This window comes from Streptomyces sp. NPDC086835 (genome assembly GCF_044745705.1).
GTDB lineage: Bacteria > Actinomycetota > Actinomycetes > Streptomycetales > Streptomycetaceae > Streptomyces.
The window spans coordinates 215,015-239,232 of record NZ_JBIVAU010000006.1 but is presented as its reverse complement, the minus strand read 5'-3'; the positions used below and the strand labels follow the sequence as shown (position 1 = coordinate 239,232).

Annotated in this window: 19 protein-coding genes; 9 read left to right on the top strand and 10 right to left on the bottom strand. The window is 70.6% G+C overall.

All coding sequences use genetic code 11. The annotated features are described in order from the left end of the window. Positions 1-238 precede the first annotated feature (238 nt). From ACIPJI_RS21140 to ACIPJI_RS21125, 4 genes are read left to right on the top strand one after another with little or no spacing between them, the layout of a single operon-like run. On the top strand, positions 239-1,372 hold the full coding sequence (locus tag ACIPJI_RS21140) for a CaiB/BaiF CoA transferase family protein (RefSeq protein ID WP_402247967.1): 1,134 nt from the start codon (positions 239-241) through the stop codon (positions 1,370-1,372). Continuing rightward, entirely contained in the window at positions 1,369-2,511 is a 1,143-nt protein-coding gene (locus ACIPJI_RS21135; RefSeq protein WP_402247965.1) for an acyl-CoA dehydrogenase family protein, read from the top strand. Before ACIPJI_RS21140 ends, ACIPJI_RS21135 begins: the two co-directional genes overlap by 4 nt. 20 nt (positions 2,512-2,531) lie before the next feature. Next, positions 2,532-3,746: an acetyl-CoA C-acetyltransferase gene (locus ACIPJI_RS21130; RefSeq protein ID WP_307709560.1), complete on the top strand. Its 1,215-nt coding sequence runs from the start codon at positions 2,532-2,534 to the stop codon at positions 3,744-3,746. Between the two features lie 36 nt (positions 3,747-3,782). Continuing rightward, entirely contained in the window at positions 3,783-5,984 is a 2,202-nt protein-coding gene (locus ACIPJI_RS21125; RefSeq protein WP_402247963.1) for a 3-hydroxyacyl-CoA dehydrogenase NAD-binding domain-containing protein, read from the top strand. Between the two features lie 18 nt (positions 5,985-6,002). Here the strand turns inward: ACIPJI_RS21125 and ACIPJI_RS21120 are convergent, their stop codons facing one another. Next, positions 6,003-6,278 (bottom strand): DUF2087 domain-containing protein, encoded by a 276-nt coding sequence (locus ACIPJI_RS21120; RefSeq protein WP_307709562.1) that lies wholly within the window; start codon positions 6,276-6,278, stop codon positions 6,003-6,005. A gap of 63 nt (positions 6,279-6,341) precedes the next feature. Beyond that, on the bottom strand, positions 6,342-7,073 hold the full coding sequence (locus tag ACIPJI_RS21115; RefSeq protein ID WP_307709563.1) for a MerR family transcriptional regulator: 732 nt from the start codon (positions 7,071-7,073) through the stop codon (positions 6,342-6,344). Between the two features lie 116 nt (positions 7,074-7,189). On the opposite strand from ACIPJI_RS21115, the gene ACIPJI_RS21110 reads away from it, so the two are divergent. Next, positions 7,190-7,669 (top strand): macro domain-containing protein, encoded by a 480-nt coding sequence (locus tag ACIPJI_RS21110; RefSeq protein ID WP_402247961.1) that lies wholly within the window; start codon positions 7,190-7,192, stop codon positions 7,667-7,669. Between the two features lie 206 nt (positions 7,670-7,875). Here the strand turns inward: ACIPJI_RS21110 and ACIPJI_RS21105 are convergent, their stop codons facing one another. From ACIPJI_RS21105 to ACIPJI_RS21095, 3 genes are all read right to left on the bottom strand, one after another. Beyond that, complete coding sequence (locus ACIPJI_RS21105; protein ID WP_402247959.1) at positions 7,876-8,952, bottom strand: S1 family peptidase; 1,077 nt, start codon at positions 8,950-8,952, stop codon at positions 7,876-7,878. 128 nt (positions 8,953-9,080) lie between these two features. Continuing rightward, positions 9,081-10,082 (bottom strand): sphingomyelin phosphodiesterase, encoded by a 1,002-nt coding sequence (gene sph / locus ACIPJI_RS21100; RefSeq protein ID WP_402247958.1) that lies wholly within the window; start codon positions 10,080-10,082, stop codon positions 9,081-9,083. A 121-nt stretch (positions 10,083-10,203) separates the two neighbouring features. Then, entirely contained in the window at positions 10,204-10,662 is a 459-nt protein-coding gene (locus ACIPJI_RS21095) for a GNAT family N-acetyltransferase (protein WP_402247957.1), read from the bottom strand. 191 nt (positions 10,663-10,853) lie between these two features. Between ACIPJI_RS21095 and ACIPJI_RS21090 the strand changes: the two genes are divergently transcribed. Then, complete coding sequence (locus ACIPJI_RS21090) at positions 10,854-11,723, top strand: oxygenase MpaB family protein (protein WP_402247955.1); 870 nt, start codon at positions 10,854-10,856, stop codon at positions 11,721-11,723. On the opposite strand, the gene ACIPJI_RS21085 is transcribed toward ACIPJI_RS21090, so the two are convergent. The 4 genes from ACIPJI_RS21085 to ACIPJI_RS21070 form a co-directional block, all read right to left on the bottom strand. Then, positions 11,698-13,098 (bottom strand): GH1 family beta-glucosidase, encoded by a 1,401-nt coding sequence (locus tag ACIPJI_RS21085; protein WP_402247953.1) that lies wholly within the window; start codon positions 13,096-13,098, stop codon positions 11,698-11,700. The genes ACIPJI_RS21090 and ACIPJI_RS21085 overlap by 26 nt on opposite strands. Positions 13,099-13,148: 50 nt before the next feature. Next, on the bottom strand, positions 13,149-14,057 hold the full coding sequence (locus ACIPJI_RS21080; RefSeq protein ID WP_189464860.1) for a carbohydrate ABC transporter permease: 909 nt from the start codon (positions 14,055-14,057) through the stop codon (positions 13,149-13,151). Beyond that, on the bottom strand, positions 14,054-15,001 hold the full coding sequence (locus ACIPJI_RS21075) for a carbohydrate ABC transporter permease (RefSeq protein ID WP_307709570.1): 948 nt from the start codon (positions 14,999-15,001) through the stop codon (positions 14,054-14,056). The genes ACIPJI_RS21080 and ACIPJI_RS21075 overlap by 4 nt, the downstream gene beginning before the upstream one ends. A 108-nt stretch (positions 15,002-15,109) precedes the next feature. Beyond that, on the bottom strand, positions 15,110-16,414 hold the full coding sequence (locus ACIPJI_RS21070) for an ABC transporter substrate-binding protein (RefSeq protein WP_307709571.1): 1,305 nt from the start codon (positions 16,412-16,414) through the stop codon (positions 15,110-15,112). 241 nt (positions 16,415-16,655) lie between these two features. Between ACIPJI_RS21070 and ACIPJI_RS21065 the strand changes: the two genes are divergently transcribed. Further along, a complete protein-coding gene (locus ACIPJI_RS21065; protein WP_402247951.1) occupies positions 16,656-19,427 on the top strand; it encodes a glycosyl hydrolase in 2,772 nt (923 codons plus the stop codon). 37 nt (positions 19,428-19,464) lie between these two features. Here the strand turns inward: ACIPJI_RS21065 and ACIPJI_RS21060 are convergent, their stop codons facing one another. Continuing rightward, positions 19,465-20,490 (bottom strand): LacI family DNA-binding transcriptional regulator, encoded by a 1,026-nt coding sequence (locus ACIPJI_RS21060; protein WP_356623620.1) that lies wholly within the window; start codon positions 20,488-20,490, stop codon positions 19,465-19,467. 369 nt (positions 20,491-20,859) lie between these two features. Here ACIPJI_RS21060 and ACIPJI_RS21055 point away from each other — a divergent pair, with 369 nt between their 5' ends. Beyond that, positions 20,860-22,146: a M14 family metallocarboxypeptidase gene (locus tag ACIPJI_RS21055; RefSeq protein WP_402247950.1), complete on the top strand. Its 1,287-nt coding sequence runs from the start codon at positions 20,860-20,862 to the stop codon at positions 22,144-22,146. Between the two features lie 79 nt (positions 22,147-22,225). Further along, complete coding sequence (locus ACIPJI_RS21050; protein WP_373465364.1) at positions 22,226-24,013, top strand: BCCT family transporter; 1,788 nt, start codon at positions 22,226-22,228, stop codon at positions 24,011-24,013. Positions 24,014-24,218: the final 205 nt, after the last annotated feature.

The following is a 24,218-nucleotide window of genomic DNA, read 5'->3' as shown; positions in this document are numbered from 1 at the left end:
CGCCGTCAGGCTGTCCCGGCGGATCAGGGCGGCAGACCCTGCCCCACGCCGTTGTCGGTGGCTGAGGCTAGCGCGCGGAGCGGCCGCGCAGAAGATCCGGTTTCCTTTGGTGATCCACCGGTGATCCAGCGGGTTCGAGTCGTCTAAGCGCTTGCTCGGCCCAAACCCTTGTCATAACTGGAACGCGTTCTTACCATCACTGGTGTTACATCAGTTGTGTCACATAGCTGGGGGCTGGATGACAGCGTCAGGGAACGGCCCGCTGGCCGGGGTACGAGTGGTGGAGCTGGCCGGCATCGGGCCCGGCCCGTTCGCCGCGATGCTGCTCGGCGACCTAGGGGCCGATGTCGTGCGCGTCGACCGCCCCGGCGGTGCCGGGCTGGCCATCGACCCGGCGTACGACCTCACCAACCGCAACAAGCGCTCCGTGCTCATCGACCTCAAGTCGGCCGACGGCCCGGCCCGGGTCCTCGATCTCGTCGAGCGCGCCGACGTCCTCATCGAGGGGTTCCGGCCCGGCGTCGCCGAGCGCCTCGGCGTCGGCCCCGACGAGTGTCTCGCCCGCAACCCACGCCTGGTCTACGGGCGGATGACCGGCTGGGGCCAGCAGGGCCCGCTCGCCCAGCGTGCCGGCCACGACATCGACTACATCGCCCTGACCGGCACTCTCTCCATGATCGGCAGTTCCGGCGAGCCGCCCACCGTCCCCGCCAACCTCGTCGGCGACTACGCCGGCGGGGCCCTCTACCTGGTCATCGGCGTGCTCGCGGCCCTCCAGCACGCCCGCGCCGAGGGCGGCAGCGGACAGGTCGTCGACGCGGCCATCGTCGACGGCGCCACGCACCTCGCCACGATGATCCACGGGATGATGGCCGCCGGCGGCTGGCAGGACCGGCGCGGCGCGAACCTCCTCGACGGTGGCTGCCCCTTCTACGGCACCTACGAGACCGCCGACGGTCAGTACATGGCGGTCGGCGCGCTGGAGCAGCAGTTCTACGACCAGTTCGTCGAACTGCTCGGCATCAAGGACGACATCCCGGCCCGCAAGGACTTCGACCGCTGGGGCGAGCTGCGCCAGGCGGTCGCCGACCGGTTCAGGTCCCGCACCCGCGCCGAGTGGACCGCCGTGTTCGAAGGCACCGACGCCTGCGTCGCCCCCGTGCTCTCGCTCCGCGAGGCCCCCGGCCACCCGCACCTCGCCGCCCGTGGGACGTACGTCGACCACGGCGGCATCACCCAGCCCGCCCCCGCGCCCCGCTTCTCCGCCACCCCCACGTCCGTGGGCCGGGGGCCCGCCCAGCCCGGCGCGGACACCGCGGAGGTCGCCAGGGACTGGGACGTGCCCGCGATCCGGCCCCAGGAGGACCGTTGAAGCGCCAGATCTTCACCGCCGAGCACGAGGTGTTCCGCCGGTCCGTGCGCACCTTCCTCACCAAGGAGGTTCAGCCGCACTACGAGCAGTGGGAGAAGGACGGGATCGTCAGCCGCGACGCGTGGCTGGCCGCGGGCCGCCAAGGGCTGCTGGGACTCGCTGTTCCCGAGGAGTACGGCGGCGGCGGCAACGATGACTTCCGGTACGCCGCGGTGCTCCACGAGGAGTTCACCCGCGCGGGCGCGCCCGGCCTGGCCATCGGCCTGCACAACGACATCATCGGCCCCTACCTCACCTCCCTCGCCACCGACGAGCAGAAGCGGCGCTGGCTGCCGGGCTTCTGCAGCGGCGAGATCATCACCGCGATCGCCATGACCGAGCCGGGCGCGGGCTCCGACCTCCAGGGCATCCGCACCACGGCCGAGGACCGCGGCGACCACTGGCTGCTGAACGGCTCCAAGACCTTCATCTCCAACGGCATCCTCGCCGACCTGGTGATCGTCGTCGCGAAGACCACCCCGGAGGGCGGCGCGCACGGACTGTCGCTGCTGGTCGTCGAGCGGGGAGCGGAGGGATTCGAGCGCGGACGCAACCTCGACAAGATCGGCCAGAAGTCGCAGGACACCGCCGAACTGTTCTTCAACGACGTCCGCGTCCCCAAGGAGAACCTGCTCGGTGAGCTCAACGGCGCCTTCATCCATCTGATGACCAACCTCGCGCAGGAGCGGATGGCGATCGCCGTCGCCGGCATCGCCGCGGCCGAGCATCTGCTGGAGATCACCACCGAGTACGTCAAGGAGCGCGAGGCCTTCGGCCGGCCGCTCGCCAAGCTCCAGCACATCCGCTTCGAGATCGCGGAGCTGGCGACGGAATGCGCGGTCACCCGTGCCTTCCTCGACCGCTGCATCACCGACCACACCAACGGGGAGCTGGACGCCGTCCACGCCTCGATGGCCAAGTGGTGGGCGACCGAACTCCAAAAGCGCGCCGCCGACCGCTGCCTCCAGCTCCACGGCGGGTACGGCTACATGAACGAGTACCGCGTCGCCAGGGCATTCACGGACGGACGCATCCAGACCATCTACGGCGGCACGACCGAGATCATGAAGGAGATCATCGGTCGTTCCCTGCTCGGCTAACCCTCTTGAAAGGCTGACCAGTGAGCACCGAAGCGTACGTGTACGACGCGATCCGCACCCCGCGCGGTCGCGGCAAGGCCAACGGGGCCCTGCACGGCACCAAGCCGATCGATCTCGTCGTCGGACTGATCCACGAGATCCAGGCCCGGTTCCCCGACCTGGACCCCGCCGCCGTCGACGACATCGTGCTCGGCGTCGTCGGACCGGTCGGCGACCAGGGGTCCGACATCGCCCGGATCGCGGCCATCGCCGCAGGGCTCCCCGACACGGTCGCCGGCGTACAGGAGAACCGCTTCTGTGCCTCGGGCCTCGAGGCCGTCAACATGGCCGCGATGAAGGTCCGCTCCGGCTGGGAGGACCTGGTCCTCGCCGGCGGTGTCGAGTCGATGTCGCGCGTGCCGATGGCCTCCGACGGCGGTGCCTGGTTCGCCGACCCGATGACCAACTTCGAGACCAACTTCGTCCCGCAGGGCATCGGCGCGGACCTGATCGCCACCCTCGGCGGCTGGTCTCGCCGCGACGTCGACGAGTACGCGGCGATGTCGCAGGAGCGGGCCGCCGCCGCGTGGAAGGACGGACGCTTCGACCGCTCGGTGGTCCCCGTCCGCGACCGCAACGGCCTCGTCGTCCTCGACCACGACGAGCACATGCGCCCCGGCACCACCGCGGACTCCCTCGCGTCCCTCAAGCCGTCCTTCGCGGGCATCGGGGACATCGGCGGCTTCGACGCCGTCGCCCTGCAGAAGTACCACTGGGTCGAGAAGATCGACCACGTCCACCACGCCGGGAACTCGTCCGGCATCGTCGACGGCGCCGCCCTCGTCGCCATCGGCAGCAAGGAGGTGGGCGAGCGCCACGGGCTCACCCCGCGCGCCCGGATCGTCTCCGCCGCGGTCTCCGGCTCCGAACCGACGATCATGCTCACCGGTCCGGCGCCCGCGACCCGCAAGGCACTCGCCAAGGCCGGGCTGACCATCGACGACATCGACCTCGTCGAGATCAACGAGGCCTTCGCCGGCGTCGTCCTGCGCTTCGCCCAGGACATGGGCCTTTCGCTCGACAAGGTCAACGTCAACGGCGGCGCCATCGCCATGGGCCACCCGCTGGGTGCGACGGGGGCGATGATCCTCGGCACCCTCATCGACGAACTGGAACGCCAGGACAAGCGGTACGGCCTCGCCACCCTCTGCGTGGGCGGCGGCATGGGCATCGCCACCGTCGTCGAGCGTCTCTGACCCCCGTCCTCACCCGCCATACGGAGCAGCCAGACCATGAGCGAGTCCACCACCATCCGCTGGGAACAGGACGAGACCGGCATCGTCACGCTCGTCCTCGACGACCCGAACCAGTCCGCCAACACCATGAACCAGGCCTTCAAGGCCTCGATCGCCGCGATCGCCGACCGTGTGGAGGCCGAGCAGGAGTCCATCCGCGGCATCATCTTCACCTCCGCGAAGAAGACCTTCTTCGCGGGCGGCGACCTCAAGGAGATGATCAAGGCCGGGCCACAGGACGCACAGTTCGTCTTCGAGGCGGGCATGGGCATCAAGCGCGCCCTGCGCCGCATCGAGACCATCGGCAAGCCCGTCGTCGCCGCCATCAACGGCGCGGCGCTCGGCGGCGGTTACGAGATCGCCCTCGCCTGCCACCACCGCATCGCGCTCGACGCGCCGGGCTCGAAGATCGGCCTGCCCGAGGTCACCCTCGGCCTGCTGCCGGCCGGCGGCGGCGTCACCCGCACCGTACGGCTCATGGGCATCGCGGACGCGCTGCTGAAGGTGCTGCTCCAGGGCACCCAGTACAGCCCGCAGCGCGCCCTGGAGAACGGCCTGGTCCACGAAGTGGCCGCCACCCCGGACGAGATGCTGGCCAAGGCCCGCGCCTTCATCGACGCGAACCCGTCCTCGCAGCAGCCCTGGGACGTCAAGGGCTACAAGATCCCCGGCGGAACCCCGTCCAACCCGAAGTTCGCCGCCAACCTTCCCGCGTTCCCCGCGAACCTGCGGAAGCAGACGGCGGGCGCCCCCTACCCGGCGCCGCGCAACATCCTCGCGGCCGCCGTCGAGGGCTCGCAGGTCGACTTCGAGACGGCGCAGGTCATCGAGGCGCGCTACTTCACCGAGCTGGTCACCGGCCGGATCGCCAAGAACATGATGCAGGCCTTCTTCTTCGACCTGCAGGCCGTCAACTCCGGCGCCAGCAGGCCGAAGGGAATCGAGCCGCGGCCCGTCCGCAAGGTGGCCGTCCTCGGCGCCGGCATGATGGGCGCCGGCATCGCGTACTCCTGCGCGCGGGCCGGCATGGAGGTCGTCCTCAAGGACGTCAGCGCCGAGGCCGCCGCCAAGGGCAAGGGCTACTCGGAGAAGCTGTGCGCCAAGGCCGTGTCGCGCGGCCGCACCACCCAGGAGAAGGCCGACGCGCTGCTCGCCCGGATCACCCCGACCGCCGACGCCGGGGACCTCGCGGGCTGCGACGCGGTGATCGAGGCCGTCTTCGAGGACACCGCGCTCAAGCACAAGGTCTTCCAGGAGATCCAGGACGTCGTCGACGCGGACGCTCCCCCGAACTCCGTCCGGGGGTACCCCCTGCTCTGCTCCAACACCTCCACCCTGCCGATCACCGTGCTCGCCGAAGGCGTCTCGCGGCCCGACGACTTCATCGGTCTGCACTTCTTCTCGCCCGTCGACAAGATGCCGCTGGTGGAGATCATCAAGGGCGAGCGCACCGGTGACGAGGCGCTGGCCCGCGCCTTCGACCTGGTCCGGCAGATCAACAAGACGCCGATCGTCGTCAACGACTCCCGCGGCTTCTTCACCTCCCGGGTCATCGGCCAGTTCATCAACGAGGGCGTGGCGATGGTCGGCGAGGGCGTCGACCCCGTCTCCGTCGAGCAGGCGGCCGCGCAGGCCGGCTACCCGGCGAAGGTGCTCTCCCTGATGGACGAGCTGACCCTGACCCTGCCGCGCAAGATCCGCAACGAGACGCAGCGCGCCGTCGAGGAGGCGGGCGGCACCTGGGCCGGCCACCCGTCGGACACCGTGATCGACCGGATGGTCGACGAGTTCGGCCGCACCGGCCGCAGCGGCGGTGCGGGCTTCTACGACTACGACGAGGACGGCAAGCGCGCCGGTCTCTGGCCGGGGCTGCGTGAACACTTCACCAAGCCGGGCACCGACATCCCGTTCGACGACATGAAGGAGCGGATGCTCTTCTCCGAGGCACTGGACACGGTCCGCTGCCTCGAGGAGAACGTCCTGCTCACGGTCGCCGACGCCAACATCGGCTCCATCATGGGCATCGGCTTCCCGGCCTGGACGGGCGGCGCCCTGCAGTACATCAACGGCTACGAGGGCGGCCTGACGGGCTTCGTGGCCCGCGCCCGCGAGCTGGCCGAGCGCTACGGCGACCGGTTCCAGCCGCCGGCGCTGCTGGTCGAGAAGGCGGAGCGGGGCGAGGTCTTCACCGACGCGTGACCACAACGGCGGCGGCAGTCACCGGCCCCGCCGGTAGCTGCCGCCGTCCTTCGTGCGGGTCAGCAGACCTGCCACGACCAGATAGCGGCGCAGCGCCGCGCAGTCGTCGTGCACGGTGCGCAGGGCGTCGTTGACCTCGCGTTCGGTGTAGTCGCGGTCCCCCTCGAAGAGGGTCCCCGCGAGGTGCTCGAGCAGCTGCCGGCGGCGGGCCGGTTTGCGGGGGATCGCGGTCAGCCGGCCGTGGGAGAACAGCGCGTGCACGCTGTGAGCGGTGTTGGTTCCTTGATCGGACATGGCCGGAAGCCTCCTGCACCACCGTGCCCCGGGCAACTTGTTTACGTCGGGCCGGGCAACCGTCTACGTCGCCTCCGTGTCGAACGCTGCCCGCAGCTCCTCCCGCAGCGAACGCTGGAACGCCGTCACCAGTGCCTGGATCACCATCGGCTGCATATGGGCGGACAGCGACTTCATCGCCGCCACATGGTCCGGGTCCGACTCGCGTTCGCGGTAGGGGCCCCAGACCTCGTCACGGAACAGCCGGCTCAGGTCCTGCGCGGCGGACCGTGCGTGCTCCAGCAGCACGGTGCGCGACGCGAGGATCGTCTCGTGTGCGATCGGCACGTCGAGCAGCTCCACGCCGAGCCGCAGCAGACCGCCGTCCAGGCGGTAGGTGTCCGGCGTGGACCGGTCCAGCACACCCATAGCGGCCAGTCGGCCGACGTCCTGGTCGGACAGCGCCCTGCCCGCCCTGCGCTCCAGCTCCTCCCGGGTGACCTCCTCCGCCGACTCCGGGGCCCACGAGGCGACCAGCGCACGGTGGATCGCCAGGTCCTGCGCGCTCAGGTCCGGCGGCAGCTGCTCCAGGTAGCGTTCGATCGCGGCGAGGGTCATGCCCTGGTGCTGCAACTCCTCGATGAGGGCCAGCCGGGACAGGTGGTCCGTGCCGTAGTGCCCGACCCGGCGGGGGCCGATCACGGGCGGGGGCAGCAGGCCGCGCGTGCTGTAGAAGCGGATGGTGCGCACCGTGACCCCGGCGCGCGCGGCCAGTTCGTCGACGGTGAGCGTCGGCTCCTCGGTCCCGGTCGCCATGAGGCCTCCTTCTGCTGAACCACACCGGTGCAACAGTATTGCTGTCTCACCGGTGTTGTGAAAGCGGTGGGACCGGCCGAAGATCCGTTGTCGGTGGTGGACCGTACGGTTGGGTCATGTCGGGGATCAGATATGCCCGGGGGGACGCCACCGCGCCGCAGGCGAAAGGCGTCAAACTGATCGTGCACGTGTGCAACGACCTGGGCGGGTGGGGCAAGGGATTCGTCCTGGCCCTCTCCCGCCGCTGGCCCGAGCCGGAGGCGGCGTTCCGCCGCTGGCACCGGGAGCGCGCGGGCAACGACTTCGCGCTGGGCGCCGCGCAGTTCGTCCAGGTCGACCGGCATGTGTGGGTGGGCAACATGGTGGGCCAGCGGGGGATACGCACAGGCAGCCAAGGCGTTCCCGTGCGCTACGAGGCGATCGACAAGGCGCTCGCGCAGGTGGCCGACAAGGCTCTGGAGCTCGGCGCGTCCGTCCATATGCCGCGGATCGGGTGCGGGCTCGCGGGCGGCAAGTGGTCCCGTGTCGAACCGCTGATAGCCGAGCGCCTGACGGCCCGCGGCATCGCGGTCACGGTGTACGACCACGGCGACTGACCGCTCGTCCCCACGCCGGCCGCTGCCCCGGCCGCCGACTCACGGACGGCCGGCCCGCCGATGGTCGGCCGCTTGACCGCCCGCTCACCGACAGTCGGCCCGACGACCGCCCGCTCACCGGCCCGCCGTCCCACCGGCCGGCACGTCGGACGTGGCAAGGGCGTGCCCCGCCGGTGCGGGGCACGCCCTGGGACTGAATCAAAGGGTCAGTAGACGGCGACCCCGTAGGCGCTGAGCGCCTCCTTCACCGGCTGGTGGAGGGCGGAGCCGCTCGATCCCGTGCAGCCCGCGCTGCCGGAGTGGATGCCCAGCGCCGTCGAGCCGGAGAAGTGGGCGCCGCCGCTGTCGCCGCCCGCGGAGCAGGCGGTGGTGCGGACGAGGTTGTACACCGGCCCGTCGCCGTAGTTCACGGTGACGTTCACAGCGGTCACCGTGCCGCTGGTGAGCCGGGTGGTGGAGCCGCTCTTGCGGATGGACTGGCCGACGATCGCGTCCGCCGCGGAGGTGATGTCCTGGTGGCTGCCGTTGTACAGGTTGACGTTCCCCGCGGGCTGGGAGCCGTTGGTGTAGCGGACGATGCCGTAGTCGTTGGTCGGGAAGCTGGTGCCCTCCCGGGTGCCGATCGAGGGTCCGCCGGAGGTGGCGGACCAGCTGCTCGCCGAGTTGGTGCAGTGTCCGGCGGTCAGGAAGTAACGGGTCGTCGCCTTGGACACGTTGAAGGCGGCGGAGCAGCGGTAGCCGCCGCCGTAGATCGCGTCGCCGCCCGCCACCTCCTTCTTGAACGCGCCGGCGACGCGCTTGATGCTCACGGCGTCCCCGAGCCGGGCGGCGACGCCCCGCAGCTTCGCCATGGAGGCCGCGGACACGGTGCTGTCGGCCTCGACCGCGACCTTGTTGGTCGACGGGTCGATTCCCCACGACGTTCCGGTGATCTTCGCCTTGGACTCCAAGGTGTCCATGGCGGCGCCCAGCTGGGCCATGCTCCGGGTGACGAGCTCGGCGCGGGCCCCGGTCGCCCGCACCTCCTCCGCGGCCGCGGCGTCGGTGACGGTCACGACGAGTTCGCCGCTGGCGGCGTCGAGGTACGAGCCGGCGGTGCGGTCGCCGAGATCGCGTTCGAGAGCGGTGTGCAGGCTGTACTGGGCGGGTGAGGCGGCGACGCCGGGGCTCGGGTTCCCGGCGGCCTCGGCCTCGGCGGCGCCGGCCGTTCCGGAGCCGAGGCCGACGGCGGTCAGGGCCAGCAGGGCGGGAAGGCAGATGCGCGCGCGGAGCGTGCGTCTCATGGGGGGCTTCTCCTTCATTCGAGTCCGTGGGGGTGCCTGACGGCAAAGTGGACTGGACCAGTCCGGAGTGCGGACTCAATGTGGCATGGCCCTGACACGGGCACAAGACCGTCGTCAGCGGCTTGCGCCTACTGGCCGGAGGCAATCACCGGATAGTGGTCGCTGAGGTTCGTGTACGTGTACGTGGTCCCCCAGCTGGAGACGGACCACGGCACGCTGACCTCCTTGATCACCTCATTGGTCCAGCCGGAGGGCCTGGCGTGCCCCGCGCGGTGCAGCACGTGGTCGAGGTCCTCCCGCGGGTCGTCGGGGTAGCGCTCCGCCGCGATCGAGTTCTCCTCGGTGTCGAAGGAGTACGGGTGTCCGGTCCGCGCGTCCGCCCCGGCCAGGCCGGCGTCGGCGAGCATCGAAGGGTACTCGGCCGAGTGGAAGTCCACGTTGAAGTCGCCCGCCACGACGACCTGTTCGGACGCCGGGATGTTCTTGGCGTCCAGGAAGGCGTCCATCGCCCGGAACTGACGGCTGCGCACCTCGGCCGCCTCGCCCGCGTCACAGCCGGGGTCGGTGGACTGCGCGTGCGTGCCCACCACGTGCACCCTGGTGCCGTTCACATCGAGGACGGTGTAGACGAAGCCCTTGTTCGACCACCAGTCGGCGCCGCACGCGTCCTTGTAGACGTACTGCTCCTTGCGGATGATCGGCCACTTGCTGAGGACCGCGACCCCGCCGTCCTCCGGGGTGGTCGACGAGTACGAGCCGCCGGTCGCGTCCCAACCGTCCTTGCCCCGGCCCATCACCGGCGTACGGTGCGGGTACTGGGCGGCGGCGCCCCGCAGCAGCGCGTCGGACGAGGAGTTGTCGAACGCCTCCTGGAGCACGACGACGTCGTTGCCCTGGAAGAAGGCCGCCGCCGGTATGGCGGCGGCCCGGTGGTCCTGGCCCCAGTTCGGGTAGAGGGACTTGCTGAACAGGAACGCGTTGTACGTGAGGACCTTCAGGCGCGGTGTCGCCTCGGCCGGCGCGGCCGAGGCCGTGGGCGCCGCGCCGGCCAGGGCGGTGGCGGCGAGCACGGCGGACAGGGCGGCGGACAAGGCGGCGCCGGGGACACGGCGGAGCTCGGAGTGCGGCACAGAATCTCCCGTTCAATGGTGGGGGGTTCCACCGGTCGACGGACCGGCGCCGCACATCAAAGCAGCCGTAGTTACCTTCTGGTAATGGGTAGGTGCCCGGTTTCTGTCTCCCGCCCGACGGTCAGGGGGTGAGCGGGAGCTTGAAGCCCACGTGCGAGCCGGTGAAGCCGAGTTGTTCGTAGAAGCGGTGGGCGTCGGGGCGGGCCGCGTCCGAGGTCAGCTGGACCAGTTGGCAGCCCTGCTTGCGGGATTCCTCGATCGCCCACTCGATCAGCTGCCGGCCGAGACCCTGGCCGCGCTCCGAGGTGTGGACGCGCACGCCCTCGATGATCGAGCGGGTGCTGCCGCGCCGGGACAGGCCGGGAACGACGGTCAACTGGAGGGTGCCGACGACGGTGTCACCGCGCTCGGCCACCATCAGCAGCTGGTTCGGGTCGGTCCGCAGCCGTTCGTACGCCGTCAGGTACGGGCTCAGGTCGTCGGGCGACTCACGCGTCGCTCCCAGGGCGTCGTCGGCGAGCATGGCCACGATGGCAGGGATGTCGTCCGCGACGGCGGACCTGATCACGATATCCGTCATGAGCCGGATGCTATCCGCACGCGCGTTCGCCACCGGCTACGGCCGAGAAGCAGCTGGGGGAGGAGGACCTGCCGGAGGTCATGGGCGTGGGCGGGGGCAGGGGCCGGGCCTGAGGCTCGTGGGGCCGGTGATCCACACGGCGCATACTGGGAGGTGACAGGCGGGCCGAGCAGAGAGCAGCGTGGAAACAGATGAGCAGGGCAGCCGCGGACGAGCCCCAGCCACCACCGCCGGGCGGAGTTCTGTGGAGCCTCACCGGTGACATCCGCACGCTGCTGATGCTGCCCGCCGCCCTCACCCTGCAGGTCGCCCGCCCGGCCGTCGGCGCCGGTGTCGACGACCACTCCGTCTTCCGCACCGACCCCTGGGGCCGCGGTGAACGTTCCCTGCGCTCGCTCCAGCTGTGGGTCTACGGCGGTGAGGCGGCGGCCCAGGAGGGCAGGAGGCTCCGGGAACTGCACCGCACGATTCAAGGCACCGACGCGCACGGCCGCAGCTACCACGCGCTCACCCCCGCCCACTACGCCTGGGTCCACGCCACCGGCTTCCCCGTGTTCCGGCACGCCGCGCGCTATCTGGTGCGCGAACTGACCGAGGCCGAGGAGCGGCAACTGTACGGGGAGTGGCTCCAGGTCGGCCGGGTCCTGGGCATCCACGACAGGGACATGCCGCAGACCGTCGAGGAGTTCTGGCCGTACTACCGCAAGATGCTGGCCGACGAGGTGGAGGCCACCGTCGTCGTCCGCGAACTGGTGGACGTGGACCAGCCCGTCCCGCCGCCGGACCGTGGGCCGCTGCCGGCCCGGTTGGTGCTGCGGGTGCTGTGGCCGCTGCTGCGCGGGCCGTTCGCCCGCGTCCGCCGGTTCATGACGATCGGGCTGATGCCACCGGACGCCCGAGAGGCCATCGGACTGCCGTGGACGGACGCGCAGGAACGCCGGCTGCGGCGCGTCGGCCGGGTCGTACGGGCCGTGGTGCCCGTACTTCCCGAACGCCTGCGCTATCTGCCGCTCGCCCGCGAGGCCCGGGCCAGGGTCAGACCAGGCCTCCACGCTCGATGACCGACGCGTACCAGCGCGCACTGTCCTTGAACGTGCGGCGCTGGGTGGCGAAGTCGACGTGCACGATGCCGAACCGCTTGCTGTAGCCGTACGCCCACTCGAAGTTGTCGAGCAGCGACCACAGGAAGTAGCCGCGTACGTCGGCGCCGTCCGCGATCGCCCGGTGCACGGCGGACAGGTGCGCGTGCAGGTAGGCGACCCGCTCGGGGTCCTTCACCTCGCCGGAGGGGTCGGCGTAGTCGTCGTACGCGGCGCCGTTCTCGGTGATCACCAGGGGTACGCCCGGCAGGTCGTCGCGCAGCCGGATCAGCAGCTCGTGCAGCCCGTCGGCGTCGACCGGCCAGTCCATCGCGGTGCGCGGACCGGGCGCGGGCAGGAACCGTACGTGCTGCTCGGCGCCGGCCCACGGGGAGGGGGCCGCCGCGCCGGAACCCGCGGCGACGACGGTGGGGGAGTAGTAGTTGATGCCCAGCGAGTCGATCGGCGTGGAGGTCACGTCCAGGTCCCCGTCGAGGACGAACGACCAGTCGGTGACCGGCGCCGTGTCCCTGACGAGGTCCTCGGGCAGCCGGCCGCGGAAGACCGGGTCGAGGAAGATGCGGTTGCCGACGGCGTCGATACGGCGGGCCGCGTCCAGGTCGGCGGGCGAGTCGGAGTGCGCCCGCACGGCATGGAGGTTGAGCGTCAGCGACACCTCGGCGGACGGCGGCAGCTCGGCGCGCAGCCCCTGCGCGGCCCAGCCGTGCGCCATGTTCAGGTGGTGCGCGGCGCGCAGCGACGCCAGGGGAGAGGTGCGGCCGGGGGCGTGTTCCCCGCTGCCGTAGCCGAGGAAGGCGGCACACCACGGCTCGTTGAGCGTCGTCCAGGTCGCGACCCGGTCGCCCAGAGCCTCGGCCATGATTCCCGCGTACTCGCCGAAGCGCTGCGCGGTCTCCCGCTGCGGCCAGCCGCCCGCGTCCTCCAGCTCCTGCGGCAGGTCCCAGTGGTAGAGCGTGGCCACCGGCCGGATGCCGGCGCCGCGCAGCTCGTCGACGAGCCGGCGGTAGAAGTCGAGGCCCTTCTGCACGGCGGGACCGCGGCCGGTGGGCTGGACCCGCGGCCAGGCGATCGAGAACCGGTAGTCGGTGACGCCGAGGCGGCGCATGAGGGCGACGTCCTCGTGCATCCGGTGGTAGTGGTCGGCGGCGATGTCGCCGGTGTCGCCGTTGCGGACCTTGCCGGGGGTACGGCTGAACGTGTCCCAGATGGAGGGGGTACGGCCGTCCTCGGCGGCCGCGCCCTCGATCTGGTACGCGGCGGTGGCGGTGCCCCAGCGGAACCCGGCGGGGAACCGGAGTGTCGTCGTGGCGTCGGGGCGTGCGTCGAGCGCGGTCATGAGGTGGAACTCCCAAGGAGTGAGACGTCGGTGCGGAGGCGGTGGATCGGTCAGCCCTTGACCGCGCCCTGCATGATGCCGCCGACGATCTGGCGGCCGAGCAGGCCGAAGACCAGCAGCACCGGGAGCGTGCCCAGCAGGGTGCCCGCCATGATCACGGACTGGTCGTGGACGTAGCCGCCGCCGAGCTGGCGCAGCGCCACCTGGACGGTCGGTTCCTGCGAGGAGAGCGCGACGATCGGCCAGAAGAAGTCGTTCCAGGCGGCCATGAAGGTCAGCATGCCGAGCACGGCCATACCGGGTCGCGCGATCGGCACCACGATCGACCAGAAGATCCTGGCGGTGGATGCGCCGTCCACGCGGGCCGCCTCGATCAGTTCGTCCGGCAGCGACTGCACGAGGTACTGGCGCATGAAGAAGACACCGAAGGCGGACACCAGCCCGGGCAGGATCACCGCCTGGAGCTGGTTCACCCACTGGAGTTCGGCGATCAGCATGAACAGCGGGATGACGCCCAGCTGCGGCGGGATCATCATGGTGCCGACCGTGATCGCGAGCAGTGCGCCACGGCCGCGGAAGCGCAGTTTGGCGAACGCGAATCCGGCGAGCGTGCAGCACAGAACGGTGCCGACGGTGATGGAGCCGGAGACGATGAAGGAGTTGACCAGCGCCTTGCCGATGTCCGCCTCCTCCATCACCGCCTCGAAGTTGCGGATCAGGTTGGGGCCGGGCAGCAGGGTCGGTGGGACCTTCGCCAGGTCGGCGTTGGAACGGCTGGCGGCGACGATCGTCCAGTAGAACGGGAAGGCGGAGACCAGCACGGCGGCGATCAGGATGGCGTAGGCGAGCTTGCCGCCCTTCATCGTGCGGCCCGCGCCCGACTTCCGCCTGCGGCGCCCCGGCACCTGCGCCTTCTCGGTGGCCGGCTGCTTCGTCGGCGGTGCGGCGAGCGCGGTCATCGGCCGGCCTCCTTGCGGGAACGGCGGCGCGCGATCAGGGCGTTGGCCCCGACGAGCACCAGGATCAGCAGGAACATCACCCAGGCGATGGCGGCGGCACGGCCCAGGTGGAAGAAGCCCCAGCCCTGCTCGTACATGTACAGGCCGAGCGTCTGGTACTGGTGCGAGATGCCGCCGGAGATGGAACCCTCGAAGAGCAGCGGCTCACCGAAGAGCTGGGTGGCGCCGATCGTGGAGACGACCACGGTGAACAGGATCGTGGGGCGCAGTCCCGGGAGCGTGACGTGGAAGAACTGCCGCCACCGTGAGGCGCCGTCCACCTCCGCCGCCTCGTACAGCTCGGTCGGGATGGACTGCATGCCCGCCAGATAGATCAGCGCGTTGTAGCCGGTCCAGCGCCAGATGACGATGGTGGAGACGGCGATCTGCGAGGCGACCGTGCCGGTCTGCCAGTCGACCGGGCCGAAACCGACCAGTTGCAGCACATAGTTGATGAGCCCGAAGTCGCGGCCGAACAGCTGGGCGAAGACCAGCGTGGCGGCGGCCACGGAGGTGGCGTACGGCAGGAGCATCGCGGTCCGCAGGAAGGTGCGGCCGCGCAGCCGGTAGTTGAGCAGATGGGCCAGGCCCAGGGCCATCACCAGCTGCGGCACGGTGGAGATCACACCGATGGTGAACGTGTTGCGCAGCGCGGTCCAGAAGAACTCGTCGCCGAAAAGCGCGGTGTAGTTGCCGAGCCCGCGCCACTCCATGTCGCCCGGCGTCTGCAGCTCCACCCGGTAGAGCGAGACGAACGCCGTGTAGATCAGCGGGAAGAGCCCGAAGGCGGCGAACAGCGTGAAGAACGGGGCTATGTAGGCGTACGGCGAGACCTTGCGCCAGGCGCGCCGCACGGCCGGCGGCCGGGGCGGCGCGACCGGCTTCGCGGAAGCGGTGAGGGTCACGGTGCGGCCCTTCGAGGATGAGTCGGTACGGGGCGGGGGCCTTCGGGCCGGGCCGGTGCGGGGAGTGGTCGGGATGCGGACCGGCCCGAAGGAGCTGCTCGGCGGGCGTCAGCCGATGGTGTTCTCGACGCCCTTCTTCGCGTTCCCCCACGCCTTCTCGGACGAGATGCCCTTGCGCTCGACCTCGCTCAGCGCGTTGGTGATCTGCTGGTTGACGTTCTGGTCGTGCACACCGAGGACCTGGACCGGGGCCGCCTTGGCCGCGTCACCGAAGATCTGCCCGATCGGCGCGCCGGAGAAGTAGGGGTCGGTGGCGCCGGCGACCTTCTCGATCGCGCCGGTGGAGGAGGGGAAGTTGCCCTGCTTCTGGAAGAGCTTGGCCTGCTGCTCAGGGGCGGTGAGCCACTGGATCAGCTCGTACGCCTCCTTCTTGTGCTTGGCCGCGCGCGGCACGGAGAGGTAGGAGCCGCCCCAGTTGCCCGCGCCGCCGGGCAGCTTCGCGATGTCCCACTTGCCCTTGCCCGCGTCACCGGCCTGGCCCTTGATGTAGCCGAGCATCCAGGCGGGGCAGGGGATGGTGGCGAAGGAACCGGCCGCGAAGGCCTGGTTCCACTGCGGTGACCACTGGTCGAGCTTGGCGCTCAGGTCGCTCTCCGCCGCCTTGACGGAGGTGTCCCAGGCGGTCTTCAGGGCCGGGTTGGTCTCCCAGATCAGCTTTCCGGACGCGTCGTAGTAACGCTCCTCCTCCTGGCCGATCATGATGGAGAAGAGGCTTCCGACGCTGTCCAGCCAGGCGCTCTTGGCGGGTGCCTTGGCCTTGTACTGCTTGCCCAGCTCGAGGTAGCCGTCCCAGGTCGACCACTTCTTCGCGAGTTCCTCGCGGTCGGTCGGCAGCCCGGCCTGCTTGAACAGGTCGGTGCGGTAGCACATGGCCTCGGGGCCGACGTCCGTGCCGAGACCGAGGACGGCGCCGTCCTTGGTCGTCGCTGCGGCCCACTTGGCGTCCGCGAACTGGCTCTTCAGCTTGTCCGCGCCGTACTTCTTCAGGTCCTCGAACTTGTCGGCCTGCTGCTGGGTGACCGAGGCGATCCGGCCGACCTCGATGCCCTGGACGTCCGCGAGACCGCCGCCGCCGGCCAGCCGGGTCTGCAGCGACTTCCAGTAGTCGGCCTCGTCCTCGGTGTCGGTCTGCTTGATCGTGATGTTCGGGTGCAGCTTCTGGTACTCCGCGTAGAGGCCGGCCTCCTTGTAGCCGAAGGAACCGAAGAGGTCGACGGTGAGCGTGACCTTCCCGCCCTCGCCGTCGGAGGCCGTGTCCGAGGAGCCGGACCCGCAGGCGGCGAGCAGGGCCCCGGCGAGCGCGACCGCACCCAGGCGGACGGCGGCCCTTTTGGCGGCTCTGGCTATGGGCATGGGAAGCCTCCCTTGGCTTCGGGGTGGGACGAGAGCGGTTGAGAGCGCTCTCAAATATGCGCTTGGAGCGTGCCCTCCGGTGACTCTTCGCGTCAAGACTCGAAGACATAACGGTCTGGACTCGGGTATCAACTCCCCGCTGTGTTCGGTCTATTGACACGTGTGTTTCGGGGGTTTTACGTTTCGGCCATCTGAGAGCGCTCTCAGCCACCCCTACCCGTGATGACTTGAGGTGCCGTTCATGCCAGCCCCCCGCACCAGGCCGGCCGCCGCGCTGGTCCTGGCCTCAGCCCTGGCCGCTGTCGGCCTGGGCCCGGCCGCCGCACCCGCGGCCGCCGCCACCGTCCCCATAGGCTCCGGCAGCTACTCCGACACCCGCCCCGCCGGAACGTCCGGACCGACCACCAACACCGGAGCGCCGGTCACCCCCAAGGTGACCGCCGCGGCCAAGAGCCGGCCGGTGCCCACCAACGACTGGTGGTCCTCCCTCGCCTTCCAGCGCTACGGCGACAACCCGTACTCGACCCCCATGTACGGGCACCCCCTCACCTACCAGGCCACCGCCGGCGGGCTCGACGTGGGCTACCCCACGACCCCCGCGATCGTCGGCGACGGCCGGCAGTACGAGTTCGCCCACAAGCGCGACCTCACCATCGGCCTGACCGGCCTCAACTCGCCCGACACCAAGGCCGACGACTGGTCCGACTGGACCGTCACCCCCTACTGGTCCGACGGCACCCGCACCCTGCGGACCACCATCGGCCACGGCATGCCGTTCGTATACGCCAAGGGCTCCGGCGGGAACGCCCAGATCACCACCGCCGCCGCGCCCGCCGTCTTCGCCGACCAGGGCAACGTCCTCGGCATCACCGTGGCCGGACACCACTACGCCCTCTTCGCCCCGACCGGCAGCGACTGGAACGTCTCCGGATCCACCGTCACCGCGGGCCTCGGCTCCAAGGACTACTTCTCCGTGGCCGTCCTGCCCTCGACGGGGGCGCTCGCGACGTACAGGAAATACGCCTACAGCTTCGTCACCGGCTCCCGGACCGCGTGGAGCTACACCGGCGGCACGGTCAAGGCCACGTACACGCTCACCACGGAGGCCAAGGAGGGCACCGAGCGCGGCACGCTCCAGGCCCTCTACCGCCACCAGTGGCTGAACACGACGGACCCGCTCACGACCCACACCTACGTCTCGCCGCGCGGCACCATGAAGGTGCGGGAGTCCGCCTCCTTCACCACCAGCCAGAAGGCCTCCCCGGTGCTGCCGGCCCTGCCGAAGTCCGACGCCGTCGACACGGCCCGGCTGCGCGGCTATCTGAACGAGGTCGCGAACGCCTCCGATCCGTTCTCCGGCGCCACCGACACGTACTGGACCGGCAAGGCGCTCGGCCGTCTCGCCCAGCTCGTGCCCGTGGCCGAGCAGATCGGTGAGACCGGCACCCGCGACAAGCTCCTCGGCCTGATCAAGGCCAGGCTCCAGGACTGGTTCACCGCGGGCGGCGCGAACGAGTTCAGCTACGACAGGGACTGGAAGACCCTCACCGGCTACCCGGCGTCCTACGGCAGCGACACCGAGCTCAACGACCACCACTTCCACTACAGCTACTACGTGTACGCCGCGGCGATCGTCGCCCAGTACGACCAGGCCTGGGCCGCCGACTCCGCCTGGGGCGGGATGGTCAAGACCCTGGTGCGGGACGCCGCCAACGCGAGCCGCACCGACACGGCCTTCCCCTTCCTGCGCGGCTTCGACGTCTACGCCGGGCACAGCTGGGCCTCCGGCCACCAGGGGTTCGCCGCAGGCAACAACCAGGAGTCCTCTTCCGAGTCCACCAACCTCAGCGCCGCCCTGGTCCTGTGGGGTTCGGCCACCGGTGACACCGCGCTCCGCGATCTCGGCACATATCTGCTGACCACGGAGGCGGAGTCGATCGCCCAGTACTGGTTCGACGCCGACGAGCAGGTCTTCCCGTCCTCCTTCGGCCACGACACGGTCGGCATGGTCTGGGGCAGCGGCGCCGCCTACGCCACCTGGTGGACCGCCAACCCCGAGGAGATCCACGGCATCAACGTCCTGCCCGTGACCGGCGGTTCTCTCCACCTCGGCGGGGAGAAGGCCGCGATCCGGCGCAACATCGCCGAGATGGAGCGCGAGAACGGCGGCCCGGCCGTCGAATGGCGCGACATCCTCTGGGAGTTCCAGTCGCTGGCCGACCCCGCCGCGGCCAAGGCCAAATGGGACGCGGGCCACGCCGGCTACACCCCTGAGCAGGGCGAGTCCAAGGCCCACACGTACCACTGGATCTCCACGCTCGACCGGCTGGGCGCGCCCGACCCCACGGTGACCGGCGACATCCCGACGTCCGCCGTCTTCACCAAGGGCACCACACGGATCTACGCCGCGCACAACCACGGCGCCACGACCCGCACAGTGACCTTCTCCGACGGCAAGACCCTCTCCGTGCCCGCCCGTTCCACCGCGACGGGCACCGGGACCGGCGGCGGCGATCCCGACCCGGAGCCGCCGACCGGCAACAGCTTCCAGCTGCGCAGCGGAGGCGCGCTGACCACGGCCACCGGCGGGACGGCGGGCAGCGACACCATCGCCTCTGCCGGCGGCGCCAACCACGACGGCACCCCGCACCAGCCGCTCGTCTACGAGATCCGGGGCGTCAACGGCACCCTCACGCCGGGCGCTTCCACCGCCTTCCGTCTCCAGGTCGACGCGGGCAGCACGGTCGGACTCGGCCAGCAGGCGCGCATCAGCTACGACCTCACCGGTGACGGCACCTTCGAGCGGACGGAGACGTACCACTACTTCGCGACCGACCCGGTCACCGGCTGGGAGGAGTACGCACACTCCCGCGGCCTCAAGGCCTCCACCGGGACGCTCGGCAACCTCAACGGCGGCACCGTACGCCTCGAGGTGTGGAGCGCCATCGGCAACGGCACCGCCAAGCTCCAGACCGGCACCGACAGGTCGGTGCTGGTGATCCCCTACAGCTGAACCGCTCCCCCCACAGGAACGCGGCGGGCGTCGGAGGTCAGGCCGATGCCCGCCGCACCAGTGTGGTCGGGGTGATGACGGACGCGGGGGCGTCGCCGCCCGCCTCGTTCAGCAGCCGCATCAGCAGCCGGACCATGAGCCTGCCCATGCCCTCGACGTCCTGGCGCACCGTGGTCATGGCCGGCTCCGTCGTCCCGACGACGGAGGCCATGTCGTCGAACCCGACCAGGGCCACGTCCTCCGGCACCCGGATGCCGCGCTCACGCAGGGTGCGCAGCGCGCCCGACGCCATCAGGTCGTTGGAGACGAAGACGCCGTCCACGTCCGGGCGGCGGTCGAGCAGTTCGGCCATCGCCCGGGCGCCGCTCTCCTCGGTGAAGTCGCCCTGGCAGAAGAGACCGGGGTCGGCGTCCACCAGGACGTCGTGGTAGCCGTCTATGCGGTCCAGCGCGGAGGTCTGGTCGCGGGGGCCGGCGATGTGCGCGATGTTTCTGCGGCCCAGCGAGACCAGATGGCGCACCGCCTCCCGGGCGCCGCCGCGGTTGTCGGCGTCCACGTAGGGCACGGCGAGGTCGGAACCGGCGGCGGGGCGCCCGCCGAAGACCGTGGGGATCTTCGTCCTGCTGATGAGCGCGGGCAACTGGTCGTCGTTGTGGAGGGAGAAGGCGAGCGCGCCGTCGACGTGCCCGCCGCCGAGGTAGCGGGCGATCCGGTCATGGTCCCCGGGGCCCTCCACCCACAGCAGCACCAGCTGGGAGTCGTGCGCCGTGAGCTCCCGGCTGATGCCCCGGACCTGCTGCTCGAAGAACGGGTCGGAGAAGATCCGGAACTCCGGCTCCGCGATGATCACCGCCACCGCGCCGTTGCGCCGGGTGACCAGGGTGCGCGCCGCGTGGTTCGGTACGTACCCGAGCTCCTCGACCGCCTTGCGCACCTTGTCGACCAGGGGTGCGCGCACGCCGGCACCGCCGTTGACGACCCGGGAGGCCGTGGCACGGGAGACGCCGGCGCGCGCCGCGACGGCTTCCAGGGTGGGGCGGGACCCCGTGGTCTGCTCGGTCAAGGCGGGCGCTCCTCGTCTGCTCCGGTGCTCCGGCACGCCGGTCGGTGGCATGATCCGAATACCGACAGGATATCCGCCCTGGCCGACAGCTTGAGAGCGCTCCCAGCGTCGGCGCCTGCCCAGGTCCGCGGACGGGCCGGTTCGGCGGCACGGTGAACCGGCCCGGCGTGGATCCGGCCACACCGTGCCAAGACATGCAGACTGTGTCCGGACGGGACATCTGCCGCGAGCCGGACGAGCCGGCCGTCCCCAAGCACACCGCGAGCAGCCGACGTTGACCGCCCCCTGTCGCGGCGCGGCCGGCCGGAGTACGTTTCCGGGGCCATGCCGATACGTGTACCGGACCGGATCCCCGGAGGCAGTGTCCGAATGACGACCCGAATCCGTGTCCGCACGCTCGCCCTGACGGCAGCCGCCGCAGCACTCGCGGTGCCCCTGGTCACCGGCCCCGCCGAAGCGGCGTACACCCCACCCCGTACGGGCTTCGAGAACAGCGGCGGCGCCCGCTGGACCGGCGAGGAGGAGGAACGGGACTTCCTCGCCGCCGTCGACCGGGCCGGCAAACGGATGTCCGTCGAGCAGATCGGCACGACCGGACAGGGCCGTCCGCTGCGGCTCGTCCACCTCGGGAACGAGACCTCCGCGCACACCGTGCTGCTGATCTGCAGTCAGCACGGGGACGAGCCGTCGGGCCGTGAAGCCTGTCTGACCACGGTCCGCGATCTCGCGTTCGCCCGCGACGACGGGACCCGCCGGTTGCTGGCCCACACACATCTGCTCGTCCTGCCCACCGCCAACCCCGACGGCCTTGCCGCCGGCACCCGGGGCAACGCCGACGGGGTCGACGTCAACCGCGACCACATCGCGCTGCGGACCGCGGAAGGGCGGGCCGTCGCGGCCGTCGTCCGTGACCGGCAGCCCGACATCGTCTACGACCTGCACGAGTACGGCGCCACACCGCCCTATTACGACAAGGACCTGTTCGACCTGTGGCCCCGGAACCTCAACACCGACGCCGCCGTGCACCACGAGGCGCGGACGCTGTCCGGCACGTACGTCCGGCCGGCCGCGAACCGTGCGGGCCACTCGACCGGCACGTACGGCATCTGGACGGACCCCGTCACCGGCGAGCCGCTCAGGCAGACCGCGGGCGACGGACAGGAGCGCATCCTGCGCAACGCCGGCGGCGTCAAGCACGCGGTGGGACTGCTGATCGAGAGCCGCGTCGACGCGCTGACCCCGCAGGAGAAGGCCGACCCGGCACTCAATCACCGCCGCCGGGTCAACAGCCAGCTCGCCGCTCTGGGCGGGCTGTTCACCTACAGCGCCGAGCGGCTCGGCCGGATCGAGGCCGCCACCGGGGCGGCCCGGCGCGCGGGCTTCGCGGACCGCGGGCCGGTGTACCTCGGCGGGGCCGACAACGACCCGGCGGGAGCGGACGAGACGATCGAGGACCCGCCGTGCGCCTACCGTCTGGACGCCGGCCAGTACGCCGAGGTGAAGGACGAGCTGGCCCTTCACGGGGTCTTCGCCCGGCCCGTCGCCGACGGTGCCGTCGTACCGCTGCGGCAGTCCCTGCGAAAACTGGTCCCGCTGCTGCTCGACACTCGTGCGGCCTATCGCATCACCACGGGAGAACCGGTGGAAGCCTGTTGATACCGGGAGGAGAGTGACCCCTGTGGTAGGGGGTAGCGGGGAGTGAAATCAGGCTCCGCGGAATCATGAAAGGTGCCCCGTGTCGCGCGACGTAGAAAAGCCGGGCAAACGGCTGTGGTATCCCGTCAAGGCGGCACTACCCGGCCGCCATCCGCACGAAGACAGAGCACCCGTCACGGACCGGGTGGTGTTCGGCGTGACGGCGGTGCTCACACTCGCCTTCGTGTTCTGGGGCTCGGTGTTCACGGAGACGCTGGAGAGCGCCTCGGACACGTTGCTGAACGGCCTGATGCACAACGGCGGCTGGGCGTTCGTCCTGGCCGCGTCGGGTTTCGTCGTCTTCGCCCTCTGGCTCGCCGTCAGCCGCTACGGCCGGATCCCGCTCGGACAGGAGCACGAGGGACCGGAGTTCCGTACCGTCTCATGGGTCGCGATGATGTTCAGCGCGGGCATGGGCATCGGCCTGATGTTCTACGGAGTGAGCGAACCGCTCGCGCACTACACGACGCCGCCGCCGGGCACCGACCCGATCGACTCGGCGGACGCCATGCAGACCGCCCTCGCCACCACTCTCTTCCACTGGACCCTGCATCCGTGGGCGATCTACGCGGTGGTCGGCCTCGCCATCGCCTACAGCACGTTCCGGCGCCGCAGGCGGCAGAACATCAGCGCCGTCTTCGAGCCGCTGATGGGCAAGAAGCGCGCCGAGGGGGCGCCGGGCCGGGTGATCGACGTGCTGGCGATCTTCGCGACGCTCTTCGGCTCGGCGACGTCGCTGGGCCTCGGCGCCTTGCAGATCGGCAGCGGGTTCCGGGAGCTCGGCTGGATGGAGAAGGCCGGTACGGGGCTGCTCATCTCCATCATCGGAGTGCTGACCGTGTGCTTCGTGTTCTCGGCCGTGTCGGGTGTGGAGCGGGGCATCCAGTGGCTGTCCAACACCAACATGGTGCTGGCGATCGTGCTCGCCCTGTTCGTCTTCGTCGCCGGACCCACCATCCTCGTACTGGATCTGATTCCCACCTCGCTCGCCTCCTACTTCGACGAACTGCCGCAGCTGGCGGGCCGGACGGAGGCGGCGACGGGCGGCGGTGACGTGGCCGACTGGCTGAGCAGTTGGACGGTCTTCTACTGGGCCTGGTGGATCTCGTGGACACCGTTCGTCGGCATGTTCATCGCACGCATCAGCCGGGGCCGCACCATCCGTCAGTTCGTCGGCGGCGTCATCCTGGTGCCGAGCACGGTCAGCCTGATCTGGTTCGCGGTCTTCGGCGGCACCGCGATGAAGCTTCAGGAACAGCGCAGGCTGGGCGACGAGACGACGCCGGAGGGGCAGCTCTTCGGCGTGCTCCAGGAGTTTCCGATCGCCTCGGTGATGAGCCTCCTGGTGATGATCCTCGTCGGCATCTTCTTCGTGTCGGGCGCCGACGCGGCCTCGATCGTGATGGGCACGCTCTCCCAGAAGGGCACCTTCGAGCCGGCGCGGGTCGTCGTCATCTTCTGGGGCGTCGTGACCGGCGCGGTGGCCGCCGTGATGCTGCTCGTCGGTGAGGGCAAGGGCGACGCGCTCGCCGGCCTTCAGCATCTGACGATCCTTGTCGCGGCGCCGTTCGTGCTGGTGATGATCGGCATGTGTGTGGCCCTCATGCGCGACCTGCGCCAGGACCCGCTGATCGTCCGGGGCGAGATCGCCGAGGAGGCGGTGGAGACCGCGGTGATCGCGGGACACGAGAAGTACGCGGGCGAGTTCGAGATCCGCATCGGCCCGGGAACCGGCCCGGAGGCGGGCCAGATCCCGGTGGAGGAGGAGACCCCGCCGGAGCCGGACGAGGACCCGGAACGACGCAAGGACGGCCCGGGTCAGGCCTGACGGATCGGGGATGAGGAAGAGTCACCGGCCCGAGGGGGAACACCGTCGGGCCGACGAGGAAGGCCGTGGGGGGGGGGGGGGGGGGCCCGCCCCCCCCCCCCCCCCCCGCCCCCCGGCCCCCCCCCCCCCCCCCCCCCCCCCCCCCCCCCCCACGCCCGGATACACGGTGACGAGTTCGGCCATGAAAGACGTGTGCCGCCAGGAA